This window comes from Streptomyces sp. NPDC043996, from assembly GCF_056435225.1.
Map to the genome: position 1 here is coordinate 247838 of NZ_JBWKEY010000006.1, position 21995 is coordinate 269832.

General features: G+C 69.8%; 23 protein-coding genes. 11 read left to right on the forward strand and 12 right to left on the reverse strand.

Annotated elements, in window-relative coordinates; translation table 11 throughout:
* Positions 1 to 178 precede the first annotated feature (178 nt).
* From AC07A4_RS18095 to AC07A4_RS18105, 3 genes are all read right to left on the reverse strand, one after another.
* Complete coding sequence (locus AC07A4_RS18095) at positions 179 to 529, reverse strand: DoxX family protein (RefSeq protein ID WP_478599397.1); 351 nt, start codon at positions 527 to 529, stop codon at positions 179 to 181.
* Positions 530 to 644: 115 nt separating this feature from the next.
* A complete protein-coding gene (locus AC07A4_RS18100; RefSeq protein ID WP_478599400.1) occupies positions 645 to 1331 on the reverse strand; it encodes a VOC family protein in 687 nt (228 codons plus the stop codon).
* A complete protein-coding gene (locus tag AC07A4_RS18105) occupies positions 1328 to 2173 on the reverse strand; it encodes an alpha/beta hydrolase (protein ID WP_478599403.1) in 846 nt (281 codons plus the stop codon). Before AC07A4_RS18105 ends, AC07A4_RS18100 begins: the two co-directional genes overlap by 4 nt.
* A 171-nt stretch (positions 2174 to 2344) precedes the next feature.
* Between AC07A4_RS18105 and AC07A4_RS18110 the strand changes: the two genes are divergently transcribed.
* The 3 genes from AC07A4_RS18110 (at position 2345) to AC07A4_RS18120 (ending at position 5400) form a co-directional block, all read left to right on the forward strand.
* Positions 2345 to 3022 carry a TetR/AcrR family transcriptional regulator gene (locus tag AC07A4_RS18110; RefSeq protein WP_478599406.1) on the forward strand — a complete coding sequence of 226 codons (678 nt, stop codon included), beginning with the start codon at positions 2345 to 2347 and terminating at the stop codon, positions 3020 to 3022.
* 210 nt (positions 3023 to 3232) lie between these two features.
* Entirely contained in the window at positions 3233 to 4288 is a 1056-nt protein-coding gene (locus tag AC07A4_RS18115) for a hypothetical protein (protein ID WP_478599409.1), read from the forward strand.
* The gene (locus AC07A4_RS18120) at positions 4285 to 5400 is read left to right on the forward strand and encodes a serine hydrolase domain-containing protein (RefSeq protein WP_478599412.1); all 1116 of its coding nucleotides are present in this window, start codon (positions 4285 to 4287) and stop codon (positions 5398 to 5400) included. Before AC07A4_RS18115 ends, AC07A4_RS18120 begins: the two co-directional genes overlap by 4 nt.
* A 2-nt stretch (positions 5401 to 5402) precedes the next feature.
* On the opposite strand, the gene AC07A4_RS18125 is transcribed toward AC07A4_RS18120, so the two are convergent.
* A complete protein-coding gene (locus AC07A4_RS18125; protein ID WP_478599414.1) occupies positions 5403 to 5573 on the reverse strand; it encodes a hypothetical protein in 171 nt (56 codons plus the stop codon).
* A gap of 106 nt (positions 5574 to 5679) precedes the next feature.
* Between AC07A4_RS18125 and AC07A4_RS18130 the strand changes: the two genes are divergently transcribed.
* Positions 5680 to 5838 carry a hypothetical protein gene (locus tag AC07A4_RS18130; protein WP_478599417.1) on the forward strand — a complete coding sequence of 53 codons (159 nt, stop codon included), beginning with the start codon at positions 5680 to 5682 and terminating at the stop codon, positions 5836 to 5838.
* Positions 5839 to 6005: 167 nt separating this feature from the next.
* Here the strand turns inward: AC07A4_RS18130 and AC07A4_RS18135 are convergent, their stop codons facing one another.
* The 4 genes from AC07A4_RS18135 to AC07A4_RS18150 form a co-directional block, all read right to left on the reverse strand.
* On the reverse strand, positions 6006 to 7688 hold the full coding sequence (locus tag AC07A4_RS18135; protein WP_478599420.1) for an ABC transporter family substrate-binding protein: 1683 nt from the start codon (positions 7686 to 7688) through the stop codon (positions 6006 to 6008).
* Between the two features lie 91 nt (positions 7689 to 7779).
* A complete protein-coding gene (locus AC07A4_RS18140) occupies positions 7780 to 9912 on the reverse strand; it encodes a dipeptide ABC transporter ATP-binding protein (RefSeq protein ID WP_478599423.1) in 2133 nt (710 codons plus the stop codon).
* Complete coding sequence (locus AC07A4_RS18145) at positions 9909 to 10814, reverse strand: ABC transporter permease (protein WP_478599426.1); 906 nt, start codon at positions 10812 to 10814, stop codon at positions 9909 to 9911. Before AC07A4_RS18145 ends, AC07A4_RS18140 begins: the two co-directional genes overlap by 4 nt.
* A gap of 1 nt (position 10815) precedes the next feature.
* A complete protein-coding gene (locus AC07A4_RS18150; RefSeq protein WP_478599429.1) occupies positions 10816 to 11796 on the reverse strand; it encodes an ABC transporter permease in 981 nt (326 codons plus the stop codon).
* A 355-nt stretch (positions 11797 to 12151) separates the two neighbouring features.
* On the opposite strand from AC07A4_RS18150, the gene AC07A4_RS18155 reads away from it, so the two are divergent.
* The 3 genes from AC07A4_RS18155 to AC07A4_RS18165 all read left to right on the forward strand — a co-directional run bounded on the left by AC07A4_RS18155 (position 12152) and on the right by AC07A4_RS18165 (position 14758).
* On the forward strand, positions 12152 to 12394 hold the full coding sequence (locus tag AC07A4_RS18155) for a hypothetical protein (protein WP_478599432.1): 243 nt from the start codon (positions 12152 to 12154) through the stop codon (positions 12392 to 12394).
* A gap of 397 nt (positions 12395 to 12791) precedes the next feature.
* Positions 12792 to 13523, forward strand: a complete 732-nt coding sequence (locus AC07A4_RS18160) for a hypothetical protein (protein ID WP_478599435.1) — start codon at positions 12792 to 12794, stop codon at positions 13521 to 13523.
* Between the two features lie 266 nt (positions 13524 to 13789).
* The gene (locus tag AC07A4_RS18165) at positions 13790 to 14758 is read left to right on the forward strand and encodes a hypothetical protein (RefSeq protein ID WP_478599438.1); all 969 of its coding nucleotides are present in this window, start codon (positions 13790 to 13792) and stop codon (positions 14756 to 14758) included.
* Between the two features lie 95 nt (positions 14759 to 14853).
* Here AC07A4_RS18165 and AC07A4_RS18170 read toward each other — a convergent pair whose 3' ends face one another.
* Positions 14854 to 15654, reverse strand: coding sequence for an alpha/beta fold hydrolase (locus AC07A4_RS18170; RefSeq protein WP_478599441.1), 801 nt, complete (start codon positions 15652 to 15654; stop codon positions 14854 to 14856).
* A 174-nt stretch (positions 15655 to 15828) separates the two neighbouring features.
* Positions 15829 to 16347, reverse strand: a complete 519-nt coding sequence (locus AC07A4_RS18175) for an oxidoreductase (RefSeq protein ID WP_478599444.1) — start codon at positions 16345 to 16347, stop codon at positions 15829 to 15831.
* 29 nt (positions 16348 to 16376) lie between these two features.
* Here AC07A4_RS18175 and AC07A4_RS18180 point away from each other — a divergent pair, with 29 nt between their 5' ends.
* The 4 genes from AC07A4_RS18180 (at position 16377) to AC07A4_RS18195 (ending at position 20133) form a co-directional block, all read left to right on the forward strand.
* Positions 16377 to 16877, forward strand: coding sequence for a TetR/AcrR family transcriptional regulator (locus tag AC07A4_RS18180; RefSeq protein ID WP_478599932.1), 501 nt, complete (start codon positions 16377 to 16379; stop codon positions 16875 to 16877).
* Positions 16878 to 16951: 74 nt separating this feature from the next.
* Positions 16952 to 17344, forward strand: coding sequence for an effector-associated constant component EACC1 (locus tag AC07A4_RS18185; RefSeq protein ID WP_478599447.1), 393 nt, complete (start codon positions 16952 to 16954; stop codon positions 17342 to 17344).
* Positions 17344 to 18810: a caspase family protein gene (locus AC07A4_RS18190; protein WP_478599450.1), complete on the forward strand. Its 1467-nt coding sequence runs from the start codon at positions 17344 to 17346 to the stop codon at positions 18808 to 18810. The genes AC07A4_RS18185 and AC07A4_RS18190 overlap by 1 nt, the downstream gene beginning before the upstream one ends.
* Before the next feature lie 276 nt (positions 18811 to 19086).
* Entirely contained in the window at positions 19087 to 20133 is a 1047-nt protein-coding gene (locus tag AC07A4_RS18195; protein ID WP_478599453.1) for a TolB family protein, read from the forward strand.
* A gap of 200 nt (positions 20134 to 20333) precedes the next feature.
* On the opposite strand, the gene AC07A4_RS18200 is transcribed toward AC07A4_RS18195, so the two are convergent.
* A complete protein-coding gene (locus AC07A4_RS18200) occupies positions 20334 to 20720 on the reverse strand; it encodes a YrdB family protein (protein WP_478599456.1) in 387 nt (128 codons plus the stop codon).
* A 529-nt stretch (positions 20721 to 21249) separates the two neighbouring features.
* Positions 21250 to 21600, reverse strand: coding sequence for a hypothetical protein (locus AC07A4_RS18205; protein ID WP_478599459.1), 351 nt, complete (start codon positions 21598 to 21600; stop codon positions 21250 to 21252).
* Positions 21601 to 21995 lie beyond the last annotated feature (395 nt).

The window sequence follows — 21995 nt, forward strand, 5'->3', positions numbered from 1 at the left end:
AGTTCCTTCGCTAAGAGGTCGGCCGGGTGGACGCTCGGCGTCCGGCAGGAATTCACGGCCGGTTCACGCGGATTGACCCACGACGAAGATCAAAGGTTGTACGACATCTCGCGGGACGTCCTGGTCACTCGCCCGCGCGAGCGGGCAGGCGGCCCGCTCTGCGCAGCCCGGCATCCGGTCAGGTGGCGAGGGTGAGGACCAGAAGGGCGGTGGCGGCGAGGGCGGTGATGGCGGCGGGGGCGACGGCCTGTACGGAGTCACGGGCCTTGAGGTGAGAGCCCGCGGCGCCGAGCATGAGCAGGCAGATGGCGGCCGCGGTCACGGTGGCGAGGGGCGTGATCAGGATGCCGGCGAGCAGGCCGATGACGGCGGCGAGTTCGGCGATGCCGATGAGTCGGCTCAGCGGCGTGCTGATGCCCAGGTGCGTGGCGTTCTTGCGGGCCGTGGCGGTGTTCAGCGCCTTGGTGGTTCCGGTGAGCGTGAACAGGACGGCCAGCAGGACGGTCAGGGTGATGAGGGTGGCGTGCATGAGGTGTTCCTAGGTGGTGGGTCGTGGGGTTCGTGGGGTTCGTGGGGTTCGCCGAGCATGGAGATCCAGGGGACCGACCGCGGCGAAGTCGGCGAGGTCGGCCGGGACAGGGCGGTCAGTCGTCGGCTGGGACGGGAGGGGTGGTGTCGCTGAGCATCGCGCGGACTTGTACGTCGGAGGCGGTGGCGAGTACCTGGTAGACCTCGTCGGGGAAGTTGAGATGCGGTTTGCCGCGGTCGAGGGCGGGCTGGGCCACCGGTTCGCCGGGCCGCTGGTAGGGCGCTGGGGCGCGGTAGCGGGCGAGTTCGTGCGGTGTGATGCCGGCCAGGGCTACGACTTCCGGGTCGATCCAGGCCTGGTCGTCGATGGCCTCGCCGGTGGTGAGTTCCAGGGCGAGTCCTTCGGGTCCGCCGAAGTAGAGGGACTGGCAGAAGCCGTGGTCGACGGGGCCGAGGACCATGATGCCGCGGCTGCGGATCCGGTCCCGCAGGAGCAGGAGGTCCTCGACGCTGTCCAGGTCGAGGGCGACATGCTGGATGGCGCCCGCGGCGACCGGTCCGGTGGGGGTGCCGGAGTGGGTCAGCCCCCACGTCAGCGTGTCCGGGTTGTCGGGGTGCTGGACGAAGGCGATGTAGGAGTGCGGGTTGAGTTCCAAGAACGCGTGCCAGGCGCCTTCGGCACCGTGCATCCAGTACAGGGCCTTGAGCTCGCAGCCGAGGACGTCGGTGAAGAAGTCGATCTGCGTTTTGATGTCGCGGGTGGCGATGGCCAGATGGTTGACGCCGCGCGGGTGGACGGTCATGTCGTGGCCTCCTTGGGCGGGGCGGAGAGGGTCGTGCGGCACCACGCGCTGACCACGCTGGCGTAGTCGGCGGTGTGGAAGAGCATCAGCTGGTGGACGCCGCCGGGGTGGACGTACAGCTCCACCGGCCCGGCCGTGGCGGCGACGGTGGAGCGGGCGATCTCGGGGGTGAAGACCGGGTCCTTCTCGCCGACGGTGAACAGCAGGGGCTTGGTGTTGGCCGCGAGCGGGACGGCGGGGTCGTAGCGCATCAGCGATCCCACGGAGGCCAGGTCATAGGACCAGGTGTTCAGCGGGTCCTGGCGCTTTTGCCGGTCGGCGCCGGCGTAGCCGTAGTCGGTGTCGAAGTCGTAGAAGCGGCCGATGTCGAACTGCAGAGCATCCCCGAACTGCTCGGTCATGCGCTCGAAGGCGCGCGTGCGGAACGGGTTGTCGGCGGGGATCAGCGGCGCGGACGGGATCATGTAGCCCATCAGCACCGCCCCGGTGAAGACATCGCTGGCGGCGTGGGCGCAGTAGGCGGCCGCCGCCCCGAGTGAGGATCCCTTGACGAACACCGGCAGACCGGTCCGGGCCGATATGTGCTCACCGGCCTCGATGGCCGCGGCCACCCACTCGTGCAGGGTGAACCGGCCCGCCGGACGCTTCATGCGGGACTGCCCGTGGCCGGGCGCGTCCATGCACCACACCTCGGCGCCGAGGTCGGCGTAGGCGGCGGCGAAGGTGTCGTAGATCCCGCCGTGGCCGCCGATGCCGTGCTGGACGAGGAGTACGTGGTCGGCTCGTGGATGAGCGAACCGGTAGGCGGAGGTCTCGCCGATCACATGGTTCTCGCGTCTCATGACGTCCTCCGACTGGCTGCCTCCGACGGTGGGTCGGCTGCCTCCGACGGTGGGCTGGCTACCTCCGACGGGGAGCCGACTACCTCCGGCGGTGGGCCGGTGCACCACCAATGATGTTGATGACTATCAATTAAAAATGGATGACTGTCAACATCATGCTAAGGTGGGCCCATGAGCACGGAGACGACCCGCCCCGCCAGACGCGGGCGCCCCGCCGCGCAGCTCGCCCCCGCCACGCTGGAGCAGATCCTCGGCGCCGCGCTGCGGATGTTCGCCGACAAGGGCTACGACGGGGCCTCGATCGCGGCGCTCAACCGGGAGCTGGGAGTCAGCCACAACCTCCTCCACCAGCGCTTCGGCTCCAAGGAGAAGCTCTGGTACGCAACCGTCGACTGGGCCTTCTCCGGCATCGGCGCGCAGCTGGCACCGGAGCTGAAGGACACCGCCGGGGGGCCGCTGGAGCAGACCCGGCGCATCATCCGCCGTTTCGTCCTCGTGCACGCCGACCATCCCGAAGTGCTCCGCCTGGTCAACATCGAAGGAGTCGCGGACACCCCCAGGCTGGCTTACCTGTACGAGCATCACGTCGAGCCGATGCTCTCCGCGCTCACCGCGCCCTTGCGTCAGCTGATCGACCAAGGGCAGATCGCCCCGGTGCCCCTGCGCACGCTGCACTTCCTCCTAGCGCACGGCGCGAGTGCCCCCTTCAGCCTGCTCGGCCTGGCCCGCCGCATCGGCCCCGGCGATCCGCTCGACCCGCAGGCCGTCATCGAGCACGCCGACGCGGTCGCCGACCTGTTCCTGGCCGGGCTCACCCACCGCACACCCCCCGCCGAGGGCACGGTGTGAAAGTCACGCTGTCCCTCGACGGCGGCCCGACCGCCCCCGCCACCAGGTGGGGTTATCCCCAGCTCGGGCGGGGTGGAGACCGCAGTGACCGGGCCGCTGCCGCTGGTGGAGGGTGTGAGCAGGCCCGCGTGGCCGTTCACCTGTCCGGGCGGGACCGGTCGTGACACGACGAGGGCCGCCACCGTGCACTGCCCCTCACTCGGAGCGTCCGTGAAGAACAGCACCGTCCGGCTCGGCACGTTACGCCACTGGCACCGCCCGCTGACCGTGAACGCCGCGCTCATGCTGGCTGTGGCCGTGTTCTCGGCAGTGGGCATGGTGGTCGACGACCGGCAGATCCTGGATGAGTCCATCTGGACGAAACCGGCGAAGTTCGGCTTCAGCTTCGCCGTCTACGGGCTCACTCTCGCCTGGCTGTTAAGCAGGCTGACCAGAGCGAGACGCGTCGGCTGGTGGACGGGGACCGCCTTCGCCGTCGCGGGCCTCATCGATGTCGGCGCCGTGGCCTACGCCGCCGCCCACGGCACGTTCAGCCACTTCAACGACAGCACCAGCGACGTCGCCGACACCGTGCACATGGCCTTCGGGATCGGCGTCATGCCGCTCCTGGCCACCACGCTCATCGTCGCGATACTGATCCTGACCCAGCCCACCGACGACCGGGCCCTCAAGGTCGCCCTGACGACCGGGCTCGCCCTGGCGGTTGCCAGCATGGCCGTCGCGGCCTGGCTCAGCGGCATCGGGGAGCCGCGCACCGTCGCCGACGCCGACGGCGCCCCCGTCCCGCTCAGCGGCGGCCACGGGATCGGCGACCCGGACGGGCGGGGCATGCCGCTCACCCACTGGAGCCTGACCGGCGGAGACCTGAGGGTCCCTCACTTCGTGGGCCTGCACGCCGTACACGTACTGCTGCTCGTCTTCGCCGTCATCCGGCTCTCCGAGATCCGCCGGGGCCGCCCCTTCGACAGCGGCACCAGGACCCGGGTCATCGCTCTGAGCGCGTTCTGGTACGCGGGAGTGTTCGCGGTACTCACCTGGCAGGCACGGCGCGGACAATCCGTTGCCCACCCCGACCTCTCCACCCTCGGTGCCCTGGCCGGCGTATCGCTGCTCGCACTCGCCGCGGCCGGCTACCTGCGGCGCACCTCTGGCACCGCCCGGCCGGACTCACCTGGTCCACGCCCCAAGTCCCCGGATCACACCGCGGCCCCTGCGACGGAGGACGGATGCGAGTCCACAGCACTGCTCACGGGGAGGCCGGAATGAAGCGCGTACATCGGGTGCTGGCGACGGTGACGACCGCGCTGGCGGTACTCGCGGCGCCCACCGGCGCCGCTGCCACGCCGAAGGCAGCGGATCGCGCCGGGCTGCAAAGAGGGCTGGACGGGATCACCGCCAAGAGCGCCGTGGGCGCGCTCATGGAGGTACGTGACGAAGACGGCGCGTGGCGCGGCACCAGCGGGGTCACCGAGCTGGGCACGACACGGCCGGTACCGGCGCACGGCCGCTTCCGGATGGGCAGCATCACGAAGACGTTCCTGGCGACCGTCGTCCTGCAACTCGTGGCCAAGGACCGCTTACGGTTGGACGACAAGGTCGAAGCGTGGCTGCCCGGCGTGGTGCCCAACGGGCACGAAATCACCGTACGGCAGCTGCTCAACCACACGAGTGGCGTGCCGGACTACCGACGCACGCTGCCGATGCCGCCCGCCCCGGAGTTCCTGGACAACCGGCTGCGGACCTGGTCCACCACCGAGCTGGTGCGGCGCGCGGTGACCAACCCGCCGACGTTCGACCCCCCGGGCTCCGACTACGCGTACTCCAACACCGGCTACCTCGTGCTCGGCCAGATCATCGAGAAGGTGACCGGCCGCCCGTACGGCGCGGAGATCGAACGCCGGATCATCCGGCCGCTGCGGTTGCGCGGCACCTCGGTGCCGGGGACGGACCCGCGCATCCGAGGACCGCACCCACACGGCTATGTGCCGATACGGCAGGCCACCGGAGAGTCCCTCGTCGACCTCACCGTGATGAATCCGTCGCTCTTTGGCGCGGGAGGCGAGATGATCTCCACGACGAGTGACCTCAACCGTTTCCTGGCCGCGCTGCTCGGCGGCCGCCTCCTGCCGGGTCATCTGCTCGACGAGATGAAGACACCAGGTGTCAAGAACAGGAAGTACGGTCTCGGGCTGCGATGGCAGGAGACCGCGTGCGGGGTTCGTGTGTACGGCAACGACGGTGATGCCCTGGCGTACCAGGCCTGGTCGTTCTCCACGCAGGACGGGCGCCGTCAGGCCACGGTCGCGCTCACGCCCGACTTCCGCGGCGACCCGGACGACGCCGTCGAGGCACTCCTGGACAAGGCGTTCTGCGACTGACCTCACCTCGGCGGCTCGCGGAGAGGACCGGTGTGTGCGCCGCGGCCGTGGCGGCGCATCCGTCCCAGCTGGGCGGGCCCCAGGCCCGCGAGGTAGCTGATGAAGGGCTCCCGGTTGAGCAGGGGCGAGTGGACGAGCCCCTGCCCCAGCAGATACTCCGGTACTGGGGTCATCGCCACGGCGCGGTGCGGGCCGCGTACCCAGGCGTCGTCGAACCGCGCGCCGGTCGCGCGCTCGACAGCCGCCAGCCCCGGAGACCAGGATCAGGCCCTCGGCGTCGTGTTCGCGCAGGTCCTCCAGGGACATGGCGCGGGCCTGTGCGGGGTCGCCGCCGAAGAGCCGGATCACGGCGTCCTCGTCGGCTCCGCGCACGGCCGTGAACGTGGCCGCTTCCTCAAGTCCCAAGTCGGACAGCAGGTCGTTGAGGCGCTGGGGTGAGGTCATACGGGGATTGTCGCCGCCGCCACTGACAACCGGGCCCTGGCCCGCCCACCACGCCGTTGAAGCGGTCCTCCAGGCCCTGGAACCGGCAGCCGCGCTGGACCGAGCCGTCCGGTGGCGGCGCACCGGGGAGGCCTGTACGGAGGCCAGCTGAACCCGGAGGGCTACTTCTCCCAGCCCACCGTCTCCGGCAGCGGGCTGTGGAAGATGGTCGCGCCCACGTTGGCCAGGCCCTTCTTGACGCTGTACGTGGACGGGCCGCTGTACAGCGGGAGCAGGGCGTAGTTCTGGAGGGCCTTCCGCTCGACCTTGTTCGCCGCCGTGGCCTGTTCGTCGAGGTCGGAGATGTCGGCCGTGGCGCGGATCTCCTTGTCCAGGGCCGGGGACCCGGCGCCGGTGAGGTTGGAGTCACGGTCCGAGCAGTAGAACTCGCACAGGGCGCGGGCGCCGAAGGGGTCCATGGAGCGGTTGCCCGAGATGAGCAGGTCGAACTTCCGCTCGTTGAGGACGCTGGCGAAGTCCGCGTCGGCGGCCTTCTTGATGGTGAGGCGCACACCGACCGGCTTCAGCATCGCGGCGAGGGCACCGGCGGTGGCCTTGCCCAGCGGATCGTCGCCCACCAGCGTGTAGCCGATCTCGAGGCGCTTGCCGCCCTTCTCCCGGATGCCGTCGCTCCCGGGCTTCCAGCCCGCCGCGTCGAGGTCCTTCTTCGCCTGGTCGGGGCTGTACTTCAGGACGGCCGCGACGTTGTCCTCGTAGCCCTTCTGGAAGCTGTAGAACAAGGCCGAGCCGGGCAGCGGTTCCTTGTAGTCCAGGCCCTGGAACTGGATCTTCGCGATCTGGCCGCGGTCGATGCTCTCCTGGATGGCCTTGCGCACGGCCTTGTCCCCGAGGACGGACGACTTGGTGTTGAAGCGGAGCGAGTACTCGAACGGGCTGCCGCCGCTGCGGATCTCGGTGCCCTTCAGCCCCTTCACCTGCTTCAGGCTCTCAGCGTCGACCGCCGACACGTAGTCGAGCTGGCCGTTCTTGAAGGCGTTGATCGCCGCGGTCGACTCCAGGTTCACATAGACGCGCTTGTCGAGCCTGCCCTTCTTGCCCCACCACTTCGCGTTGCGGACGAAGGTGATGTTGCCCGAGTGCGTGTCCCATTTGCCGACCGTGTAGGGGCCCGCTCCCCACTCGGGGTGCGCCTTCTTCACGTACGCCTTGTTGAAGTTGTCGGCCTTCGCCGCCTTCGGGTGCAGGAACGTGGAGAACAGGGTCGGCCAGGAGGCGTAGACGCCCTTGAAGGTGATGACGGCCTGCTTGTCGTCCTTGCCCCGTGTGACGCTGGTGATCTGGTCGTAGCCCTCCGTGGTCGAGGCCGCGTACGCCTTGTCGGAACCGTTGTTGGCCTTCCACGTGGCCTTGATCGCCGTCCAGTCGATCGGTGTGCCGTCGTTGAACGCGGCCTTCTTGTTGATCGTCAGGATGACCTTCTGGTCGCCGCCCTTGGCGGACACCTTCACCTCGCTGAAGTAGTCCGGGTTGTACCGGACCTCACCGGTCGGCGAGAACGTGATCGCGTTCGCGTTGTACCAGCTCCACACCCGGGACGCCGTCAGCGTGGAATTGACGTTGAACGGGTTGCCCTGGTCGTCGAACGTCCCCGCCGTCGTGTAGGTGCCGCCGTCCTTGAGCTTGTCGTACGACGTCGGGTTGTAGTCCGCGGCTCCCGACGCGGAGGACGGGGCGTTCCCTGAGGCTGAGTCGGCGGCGCTGTCACCGGATGAGGACTGGCACGCGGTGGCGGTGACGGAGAGGGCAGCCAGCAGGGCGAAAGGGAGAACCAGTTTGGTGCGCATGGGAGACGGATCCTTGGGTTGGTGAAAGGTGTGGCTGGGAGGGGAGAGGGAGGGGGTGGTCGGGCGGCAGGGGGACCGGACCGTGGGCGCCTTACGCGGCGTGGCAGGCGTACGTGTGGCCTGACTGCCCCGGCACCGGCCTGGGCGCGGGGCGCTCCGTGCGGCAGCGCTCCCGGATGCTGTCCTCGGCCAGGCGGTACAGCGGGCAGCGGTCGATGAACACGCAGCCGCGCGGCAGGTCCGTGGCGGCCGGCTGCTCGCCCTTGAGGACGATCCGTTCGCGGGAGCGTTCGCGCTCGGGGTCGGGGATGGGGATCGCCGAGAGGAGCGCCTGGGTGTAGGGGTGCTTCGGGTGGGAGAAGAGCGTCTCCGTATCGCCGGTCTCGACGATGTGGCCCAGGTACATGACGGCGACGCGGTCGCAGACGTAGCGGACCACGGCGAGGTCGTGGGCGACCATGAGGTAGGCGAGTCCCAGCTCGCGCTTGAGCCGGGCGAGCAGGTTGATGACACCGGCCTGTACCGATACGTCCAGGGCGGAGAGCGGCTCGTCAAGGGCGAGCAGTTTCGGGTCCGTGGCCAGGGCGCGGGCGATGCCGACGCGTTGGCGCTGGCCTCCCGAGAGCGCGGCCGGGAAACGGTCGCTCACCGAGGCGTCGAGGCCGACGAGCGTGAGGAGTTCCAGGACGCGCGAGCGGATCGCGTCGCGGTCGCGGCCGACGGCCCGCAGGGGTTCGGCGAGCAGTTGGTGGACGGGCAGGCGCGGGTCCAGGGCGCCCATCGGGTCCTGCATGACGATCTGCACGTCGTGCCGGAGGGTGCGTCCGCGCCCGCCAGTACCGGAGGGCGTGTCGTGGGCGGTGGTGGGGCGGGTGCTCGCCGTCGCCCCGACCGGCCTGCCCGCGATCTCGATGCGGCCGCCCTCCGGTCGTCTGAGCCGCAGGATCTCCATCAGCGTCGTCGTCTTGCCGCTGCCCGACTCGCCGACCAGGCCAAGTGTCTCTCCGGACCGCAGCTCGAAGCTGACCTGGTTGACCGCGTGCAGGGTGCCGACCCGGCGTTTGATGAACGAGCCCTTGGTGACGGGGAAGGTCTTGACGAGGTCCTCGACGCGCAGCACCACATCGCCGTTCTCGGCGCGAGGCGTGTCCGCCTTCCGGTCGACGGGCGCGATGCCCGCCGACCCTGCCGCGGGGTTCAGCGTCCCCGCGGCTATCTCGGCCGCGCGCAGGCAGGCCACGTCCCCGTGCCCCGTGACGTGGCGCAGTTCCGGTTCCTCGGCGCGGCACGCGTCGAGCGCGACGGCGCACCGGCTCGCGAAGGGGCAGCCGTCCGGCAGGGCCGACAGGGCGGGCGGCTCTCCGTCGATCGGGACGAGAGGGCGGCGTACCCCGCTGTCCAGGGTCGGTACGGCGGCCAGGAGCCGCGCGGTGTAGGGCATGGTCGGCCGTCGGAACAGCGCGTGCACGTCCGTCTTCTCCACGAAGCGGCCCGCGTACATGACCGCTACGTCGTCCGCGTGCCCGGCCACGACGCCGAGGTCATGGGTGATCAGGACGAGCCCGGCGCCGGTCTCCCGCTGCGCGAGGCGCAGGACGTCGAGGATCTGGGCCTGCACGGTGACGTCGAGCGCGGTGGTGGGTTCGTCTGCCACGAGGACGCTCGGCCGGTTGGCGATCGCCAGGGCGATGACCACGCGCTGGCGCATGCCGCCGGAGAACTCATAGGGGAAGGCCGAGGCCCGGTTGCGGGGGTCGGGGATGCCGACGAGGTCGAGCAGGGCGACGGCCTGCTCCCACGCCGCCTTCTTGGACAGGTCCTGGTGGACGCGCAGCGCGTCGGAGAGCAGGCGGCCCACGGAGAAGATGGGGGTGAGGGCGGAGAGGGGGTCCTGGAAGACCATGCCGATGGTGTCGCCCCGTACCCGGGACAGCGCACGGTCGTCCAGGCCGACCAGGTCCTGACCGCCGAGCAGGACCTGCCCGTGCAGGGTGGCGGTGGGCGGCAGCAGGCCCATGACACCCATCGCGGTGGCCGACTTGCCCGAGCCGGACTCGCCGACGATGGCGAGGGTCCTGCCCGGCAGCAAGTCGAAGCTGACGCCGCGCACCGCTTCGACGGGACCGGCCTCGGAGGGGAAGGAGATCCGCAGGTCCCGTACGGAGAGCGCGGGGGTGGTGCCGGTGGGGGAGAGCCCGTCGCGCAGGGGGGTGGTGAGTGTCATCGTCGGCCTCCCGCCGCGCCGGTCACAGAGGTGGGGTCGAGGGCGTCGCGCAGCCCGTCGCCGATGAAGGTCATCGACACGGTCAGCAGGACGACGAGGCCCGCGGGGTAGGCGAAGAGCCACGGGGCGCTGGTGACGGTCGCCGCCCCGTCGGCGAGCATCGTGCCGAGGGAGACGTCCGGGGTCTGGACGCCGAAGCCGAGGAACGAAAGGGCGGTCTCGCTGAGTACGGTCGTCACGACGCCGAGCGTCAGGTTGACGATGAGCAGGGAGCCGAGGTTGGGGATGATGTGGCGCAGGATGATGCGCAGCGGGCGGACGCCCATGAACTCTGCCGCCGTCACGTAGTCCCGTTCGCGCAGCGAGGTGGAGACGGACCAGACGACCCGGGCGGTGGACATCCAGCCGAACACGGTGAGCACGACGACGAGGACGCGCCAGTCACCGGCCAGGCGGTTGGAGACCAGGGCGAGGATGAGGAACGAGGGGACGATCAGCAGGAAGTGGATGGCGGCGAGCGTCAGCCTTTCCAGCCGGCCGCCGAAGTACGCGGCGCTCGATCCGATGACCGCGGCGACCACGATCGTCAGGACGGACACGCTCACGGCGATCACCAGTGAGCGCCGCAGCCCGTGCACCGTACTGGCGTAGATGTCGTTGCCGCCCTGGTTGGTGCCGAACCAGTGCGCGTCGCTCGGTGGCTGGGTGAGGGCGGTGAAGTCGGCGTCGGTGTGCGTGTAGGACGTGAACAGGCCGCCGAAGGCGCTGAACAGCACGAGCAGCGCGAAGATCACGACTCCGGCCACGGCGAGGCGGTTGCGCAGGAAGCGGCGCAGGTAGAGACGGCCGCGGCCGAGTCCGAGGCCTGTGGGCGACTTGACGTCGTCGATTGCTATCGCCATGTCAGTTGACCCGCACTCTCGGGTCGAGGAAGACCGTGGCGATGTCGGCGAGGATCGCGCCGATCGCGGTGAGCACCGCGGCGAACGCGGCTATCGCGACCGTGCCGTGTACGTCGTTCTTGCTGATGGTCTGGATGAAGTAGCGGCCCATGCCGTTCCAGCCGAAGATCGTCTCGGTGATGATGGCTCCGGTGAAGATGGCGGGCACGCTGAACGCCACGGAGGTCGCCGTCGGGATCAGGGCCGTGCGCAGGGCGTGCCTGCGGACGGCCTGGGCGCGGGTGAGGCCGGTGGCCTGGGCCGTGCGCACGTAGTCGGCGTGGATCGTGTCGAGCAGCAGCGAACGCTGCGTGAGGTGGTAGCCCACGTAGCCCATCAGCGTCAGGGTGAGCGTCGGCAGGATCAGATGGAGGAGGCGGTCGCCGATCGTCGGGAGCAGCCCCTCGACGTTGGGGGAGCTCTCCCCTGCGACGTAGAGGAAGCCGAGCCCGGCGTGCTGGTTGAGCCAGATGGCCACGAAGACCACGGCGAGCGCGGCCACGGACGCCGGGACGTTGAGGACGGCGATGGATATGGCCTGCGAGACCCGGTCGGCCACGCCGTACTGGCGTGAAGCGGTGTAGACGGCGAGCGCGACGCCGATCACGACGGACAGGATGGTGGCGGTGACGACCAGCTCGGCGCTGACGAGGGCGCGGTAGCCCACCTCGCCGTTGACGGAGACACCGGTGGGGGACTTGCCCCAGTCGAAGTCGAGGGCCACCGAGGTGAGCCAGTTCCACCACCGCTGTACCAGCGGCGTTCCGGGGTCGAGGTTGTACGGGGCGAGGGCCCGGGCCATCTGTCCCTCGCTGGGCGCGGGCCGCAGCTCCCTGAAGTTCGACCGCGGGTCCATGAACCAACTGGCCAGGAAATACGTGGCGTTGGTCGCGACCACGATCATCAGGAGCCATCCGCCCGCCTTGCGCGTCACATAGCGCATGGTGTGGACCGCCCCCTCCCCACCCGCGTGGGGCGCGCCGGGACGGCGCCTGACAGACAGAACGAGTACATGTGCGGTGGAGCTTTCTCACGGGCGTACAGGTGACGGTGCCACGAAGGGGCGAAGATCAGCTTGGTCCGCGTCAGGTGGCCGCGCCAGGTTTTGGCTGATTGCGCCATGAGGCCGCAATGTTGCCGCAAAGACTGCAATGTCGCCGTAGCGGAATACTCACTCGCGGGGCGCGCATCGGGCTTATGGCTTCTTCGGGGGGTGTTGGTGTGGTGCTGGGAGGGCTCTGCGCTGAGCGGGTGAGCGGGTGAGCGGGTGAGCGGGTGAGCGGGGGTGCGGGGGTGCCTTGAAGGACGTCTTGTGCGACAGCTCATCGGCCGAAATCTTCGCGGCGCTGCGCGGTAGCCCGGCTTTTGATGATCTCGCTGATGCTCAGGAGCTCTGGCTCATCTCGACAGAGGTGACCAACGTCCGTGCCCTCTATTGGGGTCGGCTCCGCCACGCAGCGGCGGGGATCCTGGCCAAGATACTCGCGCGCGAAGGCCAGGACTGCACCGTGGAAGATCTTGTGAGGCAGGAGCGCTTCTGATCGCCGGTGGGTCTTCACACCGGGCGGCAGTGGGGGTTGGTGTGTGGTTACTGGTTACGTCGGACGGGCCTCGGCGGGCAGGCCCTCGTGGGCGCCCTGGACGGTGCGTTCGCGGAGCGAATCCTCCGCGGTAGCGACCAACTCCCGCGACGTATACAGCCCTGGGTTCGCATCCTCGCGGGGATCGGCCTCGTCAACCTGCGCATCCTCGGCTGCCAGGCCGGCGAGCTGATCGCCTCACTCTTCGGATATCCCAACCCAGCGACACCGAGCTGGTACCAGCGCCCCACGCTCTGAACACGGCGACCCGCTGCCGCCGCGGAACCGCGCGGGGAGGAGTTGTGAAGCTCCCACCGTCCGCCGCTAGGGCCGTACGGCATGGTGGTGGCATGGCCCCATGACGGACACGGCTGCGACCGCTCGGGTCGCCACGTACCGCGCTCCCGGCCTGCTGCGGGCGATGCTGCTGCTCTTCGCCCTGGGCGGGGTACAGCTCCTGATCGGCATCTACTCGATTGACGGCATTCCGACGCTGGCCTACCTCAGCTTGACGGCCCTGCTGCTCCCGCTCTTCCTCCTCCTTGCCTGGGTAAGCCGTATCGGGACGGTGGTGTACGAGGACCGGCTGGTGGTACGAGGAATGTTGCGTACGGCGCGAGTACGGTGGCCGGATGTGGCGGCCATCGGCCCCGAGCCCACACCCTCGCCCTCCCGCATGGCAGCCCTGACCCGGGACGCCCAGATGCTCCCGCTGCCGTACGCGGGCGTCGAGCCAGCCGTGTCGCGGCTGCTGACCAGAGTCTGGGAGCGGAACCGCGGTGACGGCTGGATGCCGCCCGCCGACGAGCTGATGTGGCTCGCGGCCAGGCGGCACCAGGTCCGTACGAACGCGACGGTCGCGGCCATCGGCGGGTGCGGTCTGTCACTCCTGCTTTTCATGGGAGCGATCACCTTCGCCGATGCCTTTCTCACGATCGGCGATGACGTGCCGCTGGTGTTCCAGGCATACGGGTTCGTTCCCCTACTGGCGGCCTGGGCGGGGCATCGCCTCACCCACCACCGCGGCCTGCGGGCTGTGGACGCCGAGGCACGAACCCGAGGCATCACGCCACCGGACACGAGAAGCTGACCGCCGATCTCTCATCGGGCCTGCCAAGGCGGCCCCGCGCAGCGGCCCCTCGCGGTCGGTGTGGCGGGCGGCCCAACTGGCTTATGTCCTGGTGGATTTCATGGTCCATCCGCGCTGGTGGCCGACCGGGCGGGGGGCAGTGCCCGAATGTTATGACGAGGTGTTAGTAGGCACGGGGTGTCCGGGTCAGTAGCTTCGATGAGTGACGGGCGGTGCGGGCGCCCGTCCGCGCGATCCCCCCACAACCGCTTCGAGACGAGGTCCTCGTGAGCCGTAGCCCATTCCCCCGTCTGCTGACCGCATCCGTCGTCCTGGCCCTCGGCGCCGGGGCCTTGGCCACTTCCGGCCCCGCCGCGGCCGCCGACCCCTCCGCCAACGGCACCGCACACGGTCGCGCCGCCGAACCGTACTGCTATGACGAACCGTCGCAGCCGAACGCCGACGTGAGCGATCTCAAGGCGTCCTTCAACTCCTCGAACTGGATGCGCACCCTCCAGGCCATGTACAAGCGGCGCTGGCCCAGCGGTGAGGCGCTGGCGATCGCCCAGGCCAAAGACAAGTACTGGGACCAGTTCGTGAACAAGCAGAGCTTCGAGGGATTCACCGAGTCGATGATGGTGGCGATCCACGAGGAGACCCACATGTGGGACCTCGACCCGTCCCGGACCAGGTGGGACGTCCACATCGCGGCCTGGATCAACGCCGGTCAGCAGGCTCTGACCGTACCCGTGCACGGCGGCTTCCCCCGCAAGGAGATCCTGCCCCTGATCAAGGACAGCCTCAGCTCCTCCATGGACAACATCTACCTGCGGGACAGGACCCAGGGCGAGTACCGCCTCCAGGGCGTGCTCGCGGAGCAGAACGCCGGTCTCACCGGACTGCCCGCGGTGACGGTCGTCCAGGAGTACATCAAGGGCGTCGGCGCCAGCAACGCCCGGGACATCGCCGCCACCAACCTGCGCTACCTGCTGCTCTATCTGCGCGTCGCCAAGGACAAGCACCCCGACTACTGGGCCAAGATCAAGGCTGAGCCGAAGCTGCGCGACCTGGTCCTGACGCAGTTCCTGCGCACGGCGTACTGGCTGGAGAAGTCCGCGCCGTACACCGGCAAGCTCGGCAGCCGCGACGCCGACAAGATCACCGCGACGAACTACGCCCCGGAGAACATCGCCGTCCTGGAGGAGTTCACCGGCCGGAAGGTACGTGTCGACGCGCAGAAGCACTGCACCGCCTGAGCCCGGGCGCGCGGGTTCCTCACACCGGGCGGCAGCGCGGCCGCCCTCCTGCTGCCACCGCCACCAGCGAGGAGGGCGGCATCGCGGGGCGCCTGCTACCCGGCGCTGACGGAGGCGAGGAGCTGGGCGGTGGCTTCGGGCGACTCGACGGGGAAGTGATGGGTTCCGAGGTCGACGAGGACGATGTCGAGACGGCCTCGGTAGCGGTCGATGGCCTGCTGGCTGGTGAGGTCGCGAACGGCGAACACGGTGATCGGCTGCCTGGTCTCGCGCAGTGCCGCATCCATGTCCCAGCGGACCAGGCCCTCCATGGAACGCAGCCCCGCTGGCTGGCGCACACTCGACATCTTCGCCGTGTAGCGCTCGGTCAGCGCCGGGTCGGTGCCCTGCGGTGTCCCGCCCTCGACCAGGCTCCGTACCGCCCGGGGGAAGTCCTCACGGAACGCCCGCAGCACCCGCTGCGCCCGGGCCTCTTCCTGGGCGGGGAACAGCGCGAGATAGTGCAGCGCTTCGAGCGCGACCACACGCGAGACCCGCTCCGGCAGGATGCGCCCGACCTCGACGGCGACCGCCGCGCCCATCGAGTGCCCGGCCACCACGGCCGAGCCGACCGACTCGGCCTCCAGCACCGCCACCACGTCGCGGGCGAACTCCTCCATGGTCCACACCGCCCGCGTGGACCGCGACTCGCCGTGCTCGGCCAGGTCCACCGCCAGGACCCGGTAGTCCTGGGGCAGATGGCGGGTCACGGCGTCGAAGTCGCCGCGGTCGCAGGCCCAGCCGTGGATGAGGACCAGGGCCGGCCCGTGGGCCGGGCCGCTGGCCGTGTACCGGATCGTCGTGTCGCCCCCACGCTGCACCTCGCGGTGCGCGGTGGCCCTGGACACAGCCGTCATCTCGGAACGTCCTTTCGCTCGTGTCACTGTCATCGTCAACTCTGCGGGCGGCGGCTGCGGAGTCACAGCGCGCGCCCGATCATTACCGCGTCGGCCCGGACGCTCGCCACGAGGTCACCGGCCAGTGACAGGCCCCGATCTGTCCGACGGGGGCTACCGCGAGCCCTGAAGTCGTCATGAGGGCGTGTGCGAACTCGACGTGGACCGCTTCCCGTACCGGCGTGCGGGCCCTGGTGTCGCGCACCACGAGACCGGCGGAGACGTCGAGGAGGTCGATGCCCACGGCCGCCAGTTCCTTGGCGAACGTGGCCTGGGCGGATCGACGACCGCCACAACCGCCGCGGACTCGTCGAGGGTGAGGCCGCCGTCGATCCAGTCCGTGGCGGTGATGCGGAAGAAGAAGGGCTTGTCCGCGGGGAGCGCCTCCCTGACGGCCCGGGCCACCCGCAGGGGCATGCGCATGCGGTTGCCCGGGCTCCCGCCGTACTGGTCCGTCCGCTGGTTGGCCAGTGGGGAGAGGAACTCGTGGACCAGATAGCCGTGCGCGCCTTGGATCTCGACGGCGGGGTCGGTGCCGTGCGCGGCGAGGAAGGAGGTCAAACGCCGGTGCGCGGCGGCCTGTTCCTCGTTCCACGGCCTGAGGTCCGCCGATGTGGTGCGGTGCGACGGTCCCACGGCGGTGGCCTCGACCATGATCATCCCTACCCCGCCGACGGCCCGGGATCCGTAGCGCACCAGGTGTCAGTCAGTCGGCTTTCCGTCCGCTCCCGCGGCGTACTGGGCCATCGGGGACATCCACACGCGGCTGGGCCGACGAGGGCGGCGACCAGCTGACGCTCCCCGTGATCGCCGCCCGTGCCGGGGTGCACGCCACCACGGTCTACCGCCGGTGGGGTTCCGTCGCGGACCTGCTCGCCGACGTCGCCTCGAGCCGCTTCTCCGGCGACTTCGTGGTGCCGGACACCGGAAGCCTCCGCGGCGACCTGGAACGCTACGCCTGCGACCTCGCCAAGGACCTCGGCGACCCGGACACCCTCGCCCTGGTGCGCGCCACCATCGGCACGTCCGGACCGTGCCCTTCGCCCCTCCGTCCAAGCTGGCCGCGGCGGCTCACCATTACCGGGGGCCGTCGGGCCGTCGGGCCGTCGGGCCGTCAGCGTCCGAGTCCGCAGCAAGCTGCCATCGGGGCATGCGAGGTATGTCTGTGCGAGCTCTCATGCTGAAGTAGCCGTTGCCTACCTGGGATTGATCGCGTTCTCTATCGTGGACGGGTCACGAGAGATGCTTCGGGGGTGTCATGCGGGTTCAGGTCAGTATCGACGCGGATGACGGTGCTACGGCGCTGACCGATCTGTACCGCTGGTTTCGGCAGGACGACGTGCTGCGACGCCATGCTCAGGTCCACCTGCGACCAGTGCGGCACGTCGGCGGTTTCATGGGAGCCGCCGAGGTGGTCGAACTGGTCGTCGGCCAGGGCATCGCGGTGGCCAACCTGGCCGTCGCGTACGCCACGTGGCGCCAGGCCCGCGCGTCTCGGGCTCCGGTGACGATCACGGTCGGCGGCATGTCCGTCACGGTTCAGGACGGCTCGGAGGAATCGGTGCGGCGGATCATCGAGCTGCTGAGGTCCGGCCCCGATTCTGGAGCCGGTGACGCGGGGGACGGCGCGAGCGGTCCCGGGAGCAGTTGATGGAGCTGCCCGATCCCGCGAGATCCCGTGCGGTCCTCATAGGAGTAGACCGCTACCGCCACCTGGCAGACCTGCCCGCGGTACGCAATAACGTGCGCCGTCTCGCCGAGCTGCTGACGGATCGCGACCTGTGGGGCCTGCCCCAGGAGAACTGTGTGGTGCTGCACAACCCCTCGTCCGCCGAAGCGGTATTGGATGCCGTCCACGAGGCGGCGAGCGCCGCGACAGGCGCTTTCGTGCTGTACTTCGCAGGCCACGGCCTGCTGTCGCCGACCGCGAAGGCCGACTTACTCCTAGCCCTGCCCGACTCGGATCGCATGCGGCACTACCGAGCCATCCCCTATGACGCACTCCGACATGAACTGATCGACACATGCACGGCGCCTGCCAGGGTGGCCCTCCTGGACTGCTGCTACAGCGGTATGCCACTGGGATACATGAGCTCGTCCGAGCTGGCGGAACTGGCCGCGGTCGACGGCACGTATGTGATGACCGCGACATCGAAGACCCAGCTGGCCCTAGCCCCAGAGGGCGAGGAATTCACCTCATTCTCGGGTGAGTTGCTGAAAGCGCTCGCCGAGGGTATCCCCGACGCCGCCGACCCGCTGGAGATGGGCGACCTCTACCGCCACGTGCGTCGGCGACTCCTCGCCAAGGGGCACCCCGAACCCCAGCAGCAGGCCCATAACGCCGGCCACGTCATCGCCCTGACTCGTAACCGCTGGCGGGAGGGCGGTCCCGCTGAAGTCGCACCACTGGTCAGGCCCCCTCGCCCGGAGCGGGCCCGCGCTCCGGAGCCTCCTCCGAGTCCGGAGCGTGCCCCCGACCAGCGGGCCGATGCCTTCGAACAGGCCTGGTCCGGCGAGAACCGGATTGCCGACTGCCCGACCAGGGGCCCAGTCCGCGCATGGACAGTGGCCGCTGTCCTCCTATTCGTCCTGGTGGTGATCGTCGTGCTGCCGCGCGTGAGTGCAGACGGCAGCCAGCCCGGAATCGGCGGAGGCGGAGAAGCCATCGTCATCGTCAGCGCAGGCATCGGCGTTGTGGTCGCAGGGCGCTCCACGGCTCGCCACCGTCGCCTCTCTGCCGAACGCCAAGAGGTCTCACGCGCTGGCTGGACTCTGCGCATCGACCAGGACGGCATCACCGCCACCGACACCAGGACGGCATCCAGCGGGAGCCGCACACTCGCCTGGAAGCACCTCCGCATGGTGACGTTGGAGAACGTGCGGCACACTCGTGGCTGCCAACACAGCGCACTGCACGTCCGCTTCGCCAGTGACGTCCGGCACGTCGATCACCCCGCGGGCTGGGCGCACTCCACGGCCCTGCCGCTGCGCATGGACGGCAGCATCCCCGTATGCGTTGTCGGCCCGCTGACCACCCCTCAGAAACGACACCTCACTGAGGCTTTGCGTCGCCATGCGGGCTCCCGTTGGCACCCAGAGATCGGCCGCCTCGGCTAGGGCTGGGTGACAGAGGGTTCCCGGAAGGCTCTTCACCAGGCCGCTGGCGGCTATGGCCAGACTCATCAGCGCCCATATGGATGACGCGTCGGCCCCCTCCCTGAAGGTGTCTCCGCCGACGCCCCGCCATCCGGAGATGTCCGGCCCCGTCGACGGGCGCGTCGTACGGGCGATTCGGCGTACGGCGAACGTCTGATTGCCCCGGCCTGGCTCGTGCTGTTGTCTCCGGGCGAGGCCCCGGCACAGGGCCGGGGCAGGTGTTGTCTGGGGGGGAACATGCACGTACGCAGACGCAGGGGAGTCCGGGGCACAGCAGTGGCCGCGGTGGCGGTAACGGCGGCGGCGACGCTGGTCGGTGCGCCCCTCGCGGTGGCGGCCGAGCCCGGCCCCAAGTCGCGGATCGAGCGGGTGAGCGTCACAGCCGATGGCCAGCAGGGGCAGGGCGCTTCCACCGGCGGTGACCTCAGCGCCGATGGCAGCGTGGTCAGCTTCTACTCCAAGGCGGAGAACTTCGGCCCTCTCGCGCGTAAGGACAAGTACGAGCTGTACGTCAAGGACGTGGGGAACGGAAAGCTGGTCCAAGTGCACGCCCGAGGGGCGGGCGCGCCGAAGGACTCGTGGACGGGAGAGTCGTCACTCAGCGCGGACGGCACCCGGCTGGCCTTCGCCGCCGTCAGTGAGGTCGACGGGGGGCACGGCGTCAAGAGGGAGGTCGGCGAGAAGGAGGGGGTCACACAACGGGTGAGTATTGCCCCGCCGGACTACCGGCAGGCCAAGTCGCCCATCATCAGCGCGGACGGCGGCGTGGTGGCCTATGAGATGCACGTCGGAGGCCACAGCGGGCCGCCGTACCGCGACCTGTACGTCATCGACCGTACGACCGGGCGGACCGAGAAGGTCAACGTCCCGCATCACGGGCTTCCGGTGAGCGTTTCCTATCTCACCGACATCAGCCCCGACGGTGACAGCGTCGTCTTCCACACCTCGGCGGACAACGTCGTCCCTGACGACACGAACCGCAAGGCGGATGTGTTCGTGCGTGAGTGGCGTGAGCAGCGGACCTGGCGGCAGGTGGCGACGGCCGCCGGGCAGACGGCGACCGGCGGCAGGTTCAGCGCTGATGGCCAGCACCTGCTCTTCTACGACGGCTTGGACGTCAGCGTGCGCGATGTGCGCACGGGAGAGGTGCGCACGGTGCTGACGGAGGCCAGGAGTTTCAGTCCCGACGCGGACGCCCGCCGCATCTCGTTCACCTCCTCCAGGAGCGATCTGGTGCCGGGCGATACGAACGAGGCGTGGGACGTGTTCCTGCTGCGGCGATAGGGCCCTGGCGCGACCGCACCGGGGCAGGCCCCTCGCTTGCCGCCCCGGTGTGTGTGCCGCACACCGCGTCCAAGCCGATGCCGCTCCTGGGCGCCCGTCGCCTGGCCGGACGAGGCGCCTGCGGGGCACGCCGTCGTCGGGCGGGGGCGAGGGCGAGCGGCTCGAGGAAAGGGACGCTCGCCCGCGGGGGCGTGCTGGGGTCAGTGGCTGAGGAGCCAGGTGATCCGGTCGTAGGCGAGTATCTGGTAGACGACCATCACCACCAGGAGCCAGCGGGCGGCACGGCGCAGGTCCGCGTAGTGCAGCGCGGCCACCGCGCCGAGGAACACGGTGAGTTCGAGCAGCAGGCGAACCGGCCCTGCTGTGTCGACGGAGCCGGTATCGCCGCGGGACGGGTCATCCGGCACGGTGAAGGTGCCCCAGGCCCAGCCCACGGCGACCGGTAGCGCGACGACGAGCGGCCAGCGCCAGGGGGCCGGGGTCCGGCGCCATGCCCAGATCCCGGCGCAGGCCAGAGAGGTCAGTTCCAGGAGGAAGCGGACGGTGAGCAGGGCGTCGTGGTGGGCGAGTGCCAGCGTGGAGTTCACCGGGCGGCCTCCGTGTGGGCTGCTTCGGCCGTCGTCTTGAGCGCGCCGAGCCGCTGGCGCAGCACCGTACACGGTTCGTCGCTCGGGAAGTACGGGGGCGATGAACGGGCCGTCGATGGTCTTCTCGGACATCATGTGCCGAGAACGGAGCCGTGCTCGCCTTGGCGCACGGACGCCACGCCCGGCGCCCGTGACTCCATGCCCGGCAGGTCGTGGAGTCACTGGCGCGGGGTGGTGACGAGCGCCGTCCGGCTCGAGATCCGTCCTGACGTCGGCGTCGCACGCTTCTGACTCTTCGGCTCCTTGGCGGCGGAGGGGCAGAAGCCGCTACGGGAGCGTTTCGCCTCGTCGGGGTCACGGCGATGACCCGAGCCCGCGCTTCGCCCTGGTACGTGTCCTCGACGGCGATCGTTCCGCCGCTATGCGGAGCGCACGACGACGTCCCGCACCGCCCCAACGGGGTTGTGCGGGAGGCTGGTTCACGCGCGTCCCCGACGCGTCGACCGGGGACGGTGTCAGTGGGCTGGCCTCACACCGCCTGGAGGAGGTAGCTGTAGCCGGATCCGATGGTGGAACAGTCCCGGGTGCTCCTCGCTTGGGTGTAGGTGAAACCCGGCGGGACGGTGCAGGCCCACAGGCCCGTTCTGGGCCTCGTCACGTCGTAGTAGGGGCGAGTGCCGATGTCGGAGCAGGAGTTGGTTTGTATCACCTTGGTGTAGGTGTAGCCCGGCGGGACCGAGCAGGCCCAGTAGGTGGGGGCCTCGCTCCCCGTGGCCGGAGCCGGGGCTTCGGTCGTCGTGGCCGATGCCTGGGTGGTGCCCAGCACGGCGGCCGCGGTGACCAAGCCGAGGAGTAGAGGCCGGAGTGTCGATCGGAACATGGGATTGCTCTCCTGGTTGGTCGTCCTTGTGACAGAACCGATCAGTGGGGCACGGCCGGGCTCCGGTCCGTGCCTTGCAGAGCGCACGTTCGGAGTTTCACAGCGCGCTCGCGGACCGGCAAGCGATCCGTGTGCCGCACCGCGCGGAACCGGCCGTGCCGCTCGCGGTCGCCGACCGCCCGGAGCGTGCTGGTGCCCGCCCGGTCGCCCCACCTCGGACAGAACGGCCCGGTCGCGAAGGCTGCTTCCTCGTTCGCCACGTGGCTCGCCATCTACGCCACCAGTGACGCCCCCTCCTCCGCTGTCCCGTACCGGGACTGGACCGAGGCCGGAGTCTGTCTCCACCGAGGGCAGCAGCCGCCCAGCAGTTGCACCGGGACGTGATGGCCAGAGCG

Coding starts and splice junctions, on each gene's coding strand:
- AC07A4_RS18185 (WP_478599447.1), top strand. CDS start 16,952: ATGCGGGTTCAGGTCAGTATCGACGCGGATGACGGTGCTACGGCGCTG.
- AC07A4_RS18150 (WP_478599429.1), bottom strand. CDS start 11,796: ATGCGCTATGTGACGCGCAAGGCGGGCGGATGGCTCCTGATGATCGTG.
- AC07A4_RS18135 (WP_478599420.1), bottom strand. CDS start 7,688: ATGCGCACCAAACTGGTTCTCCCTTTCGCCCTGCTGGCTGCCCTCTCC.
- AC07A4_RS18140 (WP_478599423.1), bottom strand. CDS start 9,912: ATGACACTCACCACCCCCCTGCGCGACGGGCTCTCCCCCACCGGCACC.
- AC07A4_RS18125 (WP_478599414.1), bottom strand. CDS start 5,573: ATGACCCCAGTACCGGAGTATCTGCTGGGGCAGGGGCTCGTCCACTCG.
- AC07A4_RS18170 (WP_478599441.1), bottom strand. CDS start 15,654: ATGACGGCTGTGTCCAGGGCCACCGCGCACCGCGAGGTGCAGCGTGGG.
- AC07A4_RS18110 (WP_478599406.1), top strand. CDS start 2,345: ATGAGCACGGAGACGACCCGCCCCGCCAGACGCGGGCGCCCCGCCGCG.
- AC07A4_RS18205 (WP_478599459.1), bottom strand. CDS start 21,600: ATGTTCCGATCGACACTCCGGCCTCTACTCCTCGGCTTGGTCACCGCG.
- AC07A4_RS18100 (WP_478599400.1), bottom strand. CDS start 1,331: ATGACCGTCCACCCGCGCGGCGTCAACCATCTGGCCATCGCCACCCGC.
- AC07A4_RS18095 (WP_478599397.1), bottom strand. CDS start 529: ATGCACGCCACCCTCATCACCCTGACCGTCCTGCTGGCCGTCCTGTTC.
- AC07A4_RS18160 (WP_478599435.1), top strand. CDS start 12,792: ATGACGGACACGGCTGCGACCGCTCGGGTCGCCACGTACCGCGCTCCC.
- AC07A4_RS18175 (WP_478599444.1), bottom strand. CDS start 16,347: ATGGTCGAGGCCACCGCCGTGGGACCGTCGCACCGCACCACATCGGCG.
- AC07A4_RS18120 (WP_478599412.1), top strand. CDS start 4,285: ATGAAGCGCGTACATCGGGTGCTGGCGACGGTGACGACCGCGCTGGCG.
- AC07A4_RS18145 (WP_478599426.1), bottom strand. CDS start 10,814: ATGGCGATAGCAATCGACGACGTCAAGTCGCCCACAGGCCTCGGACTC.
- AC07A4_RS18195 (WP_478599453.1), top strand. CDS start 19,087: ATGCACGTACGCAGACGCAGGGGAGTCCGGGGCACAGCAGTGGCCGCG.
- AC07A4_RS18190 (WP_478599450.1), top strand. CDS start 17,344: ATGGAGCTGCCCGATCCCGCGAGATCCCGTGCGGTCCTCATAGGAGTA.
- AC07A4_RS18105 (WP_478599403.1), bottom strand. CDS start 2,173: ATGAGACGCGAGAACCATGTGATCGGCGAGACCTCCGCCTACCGGTTC.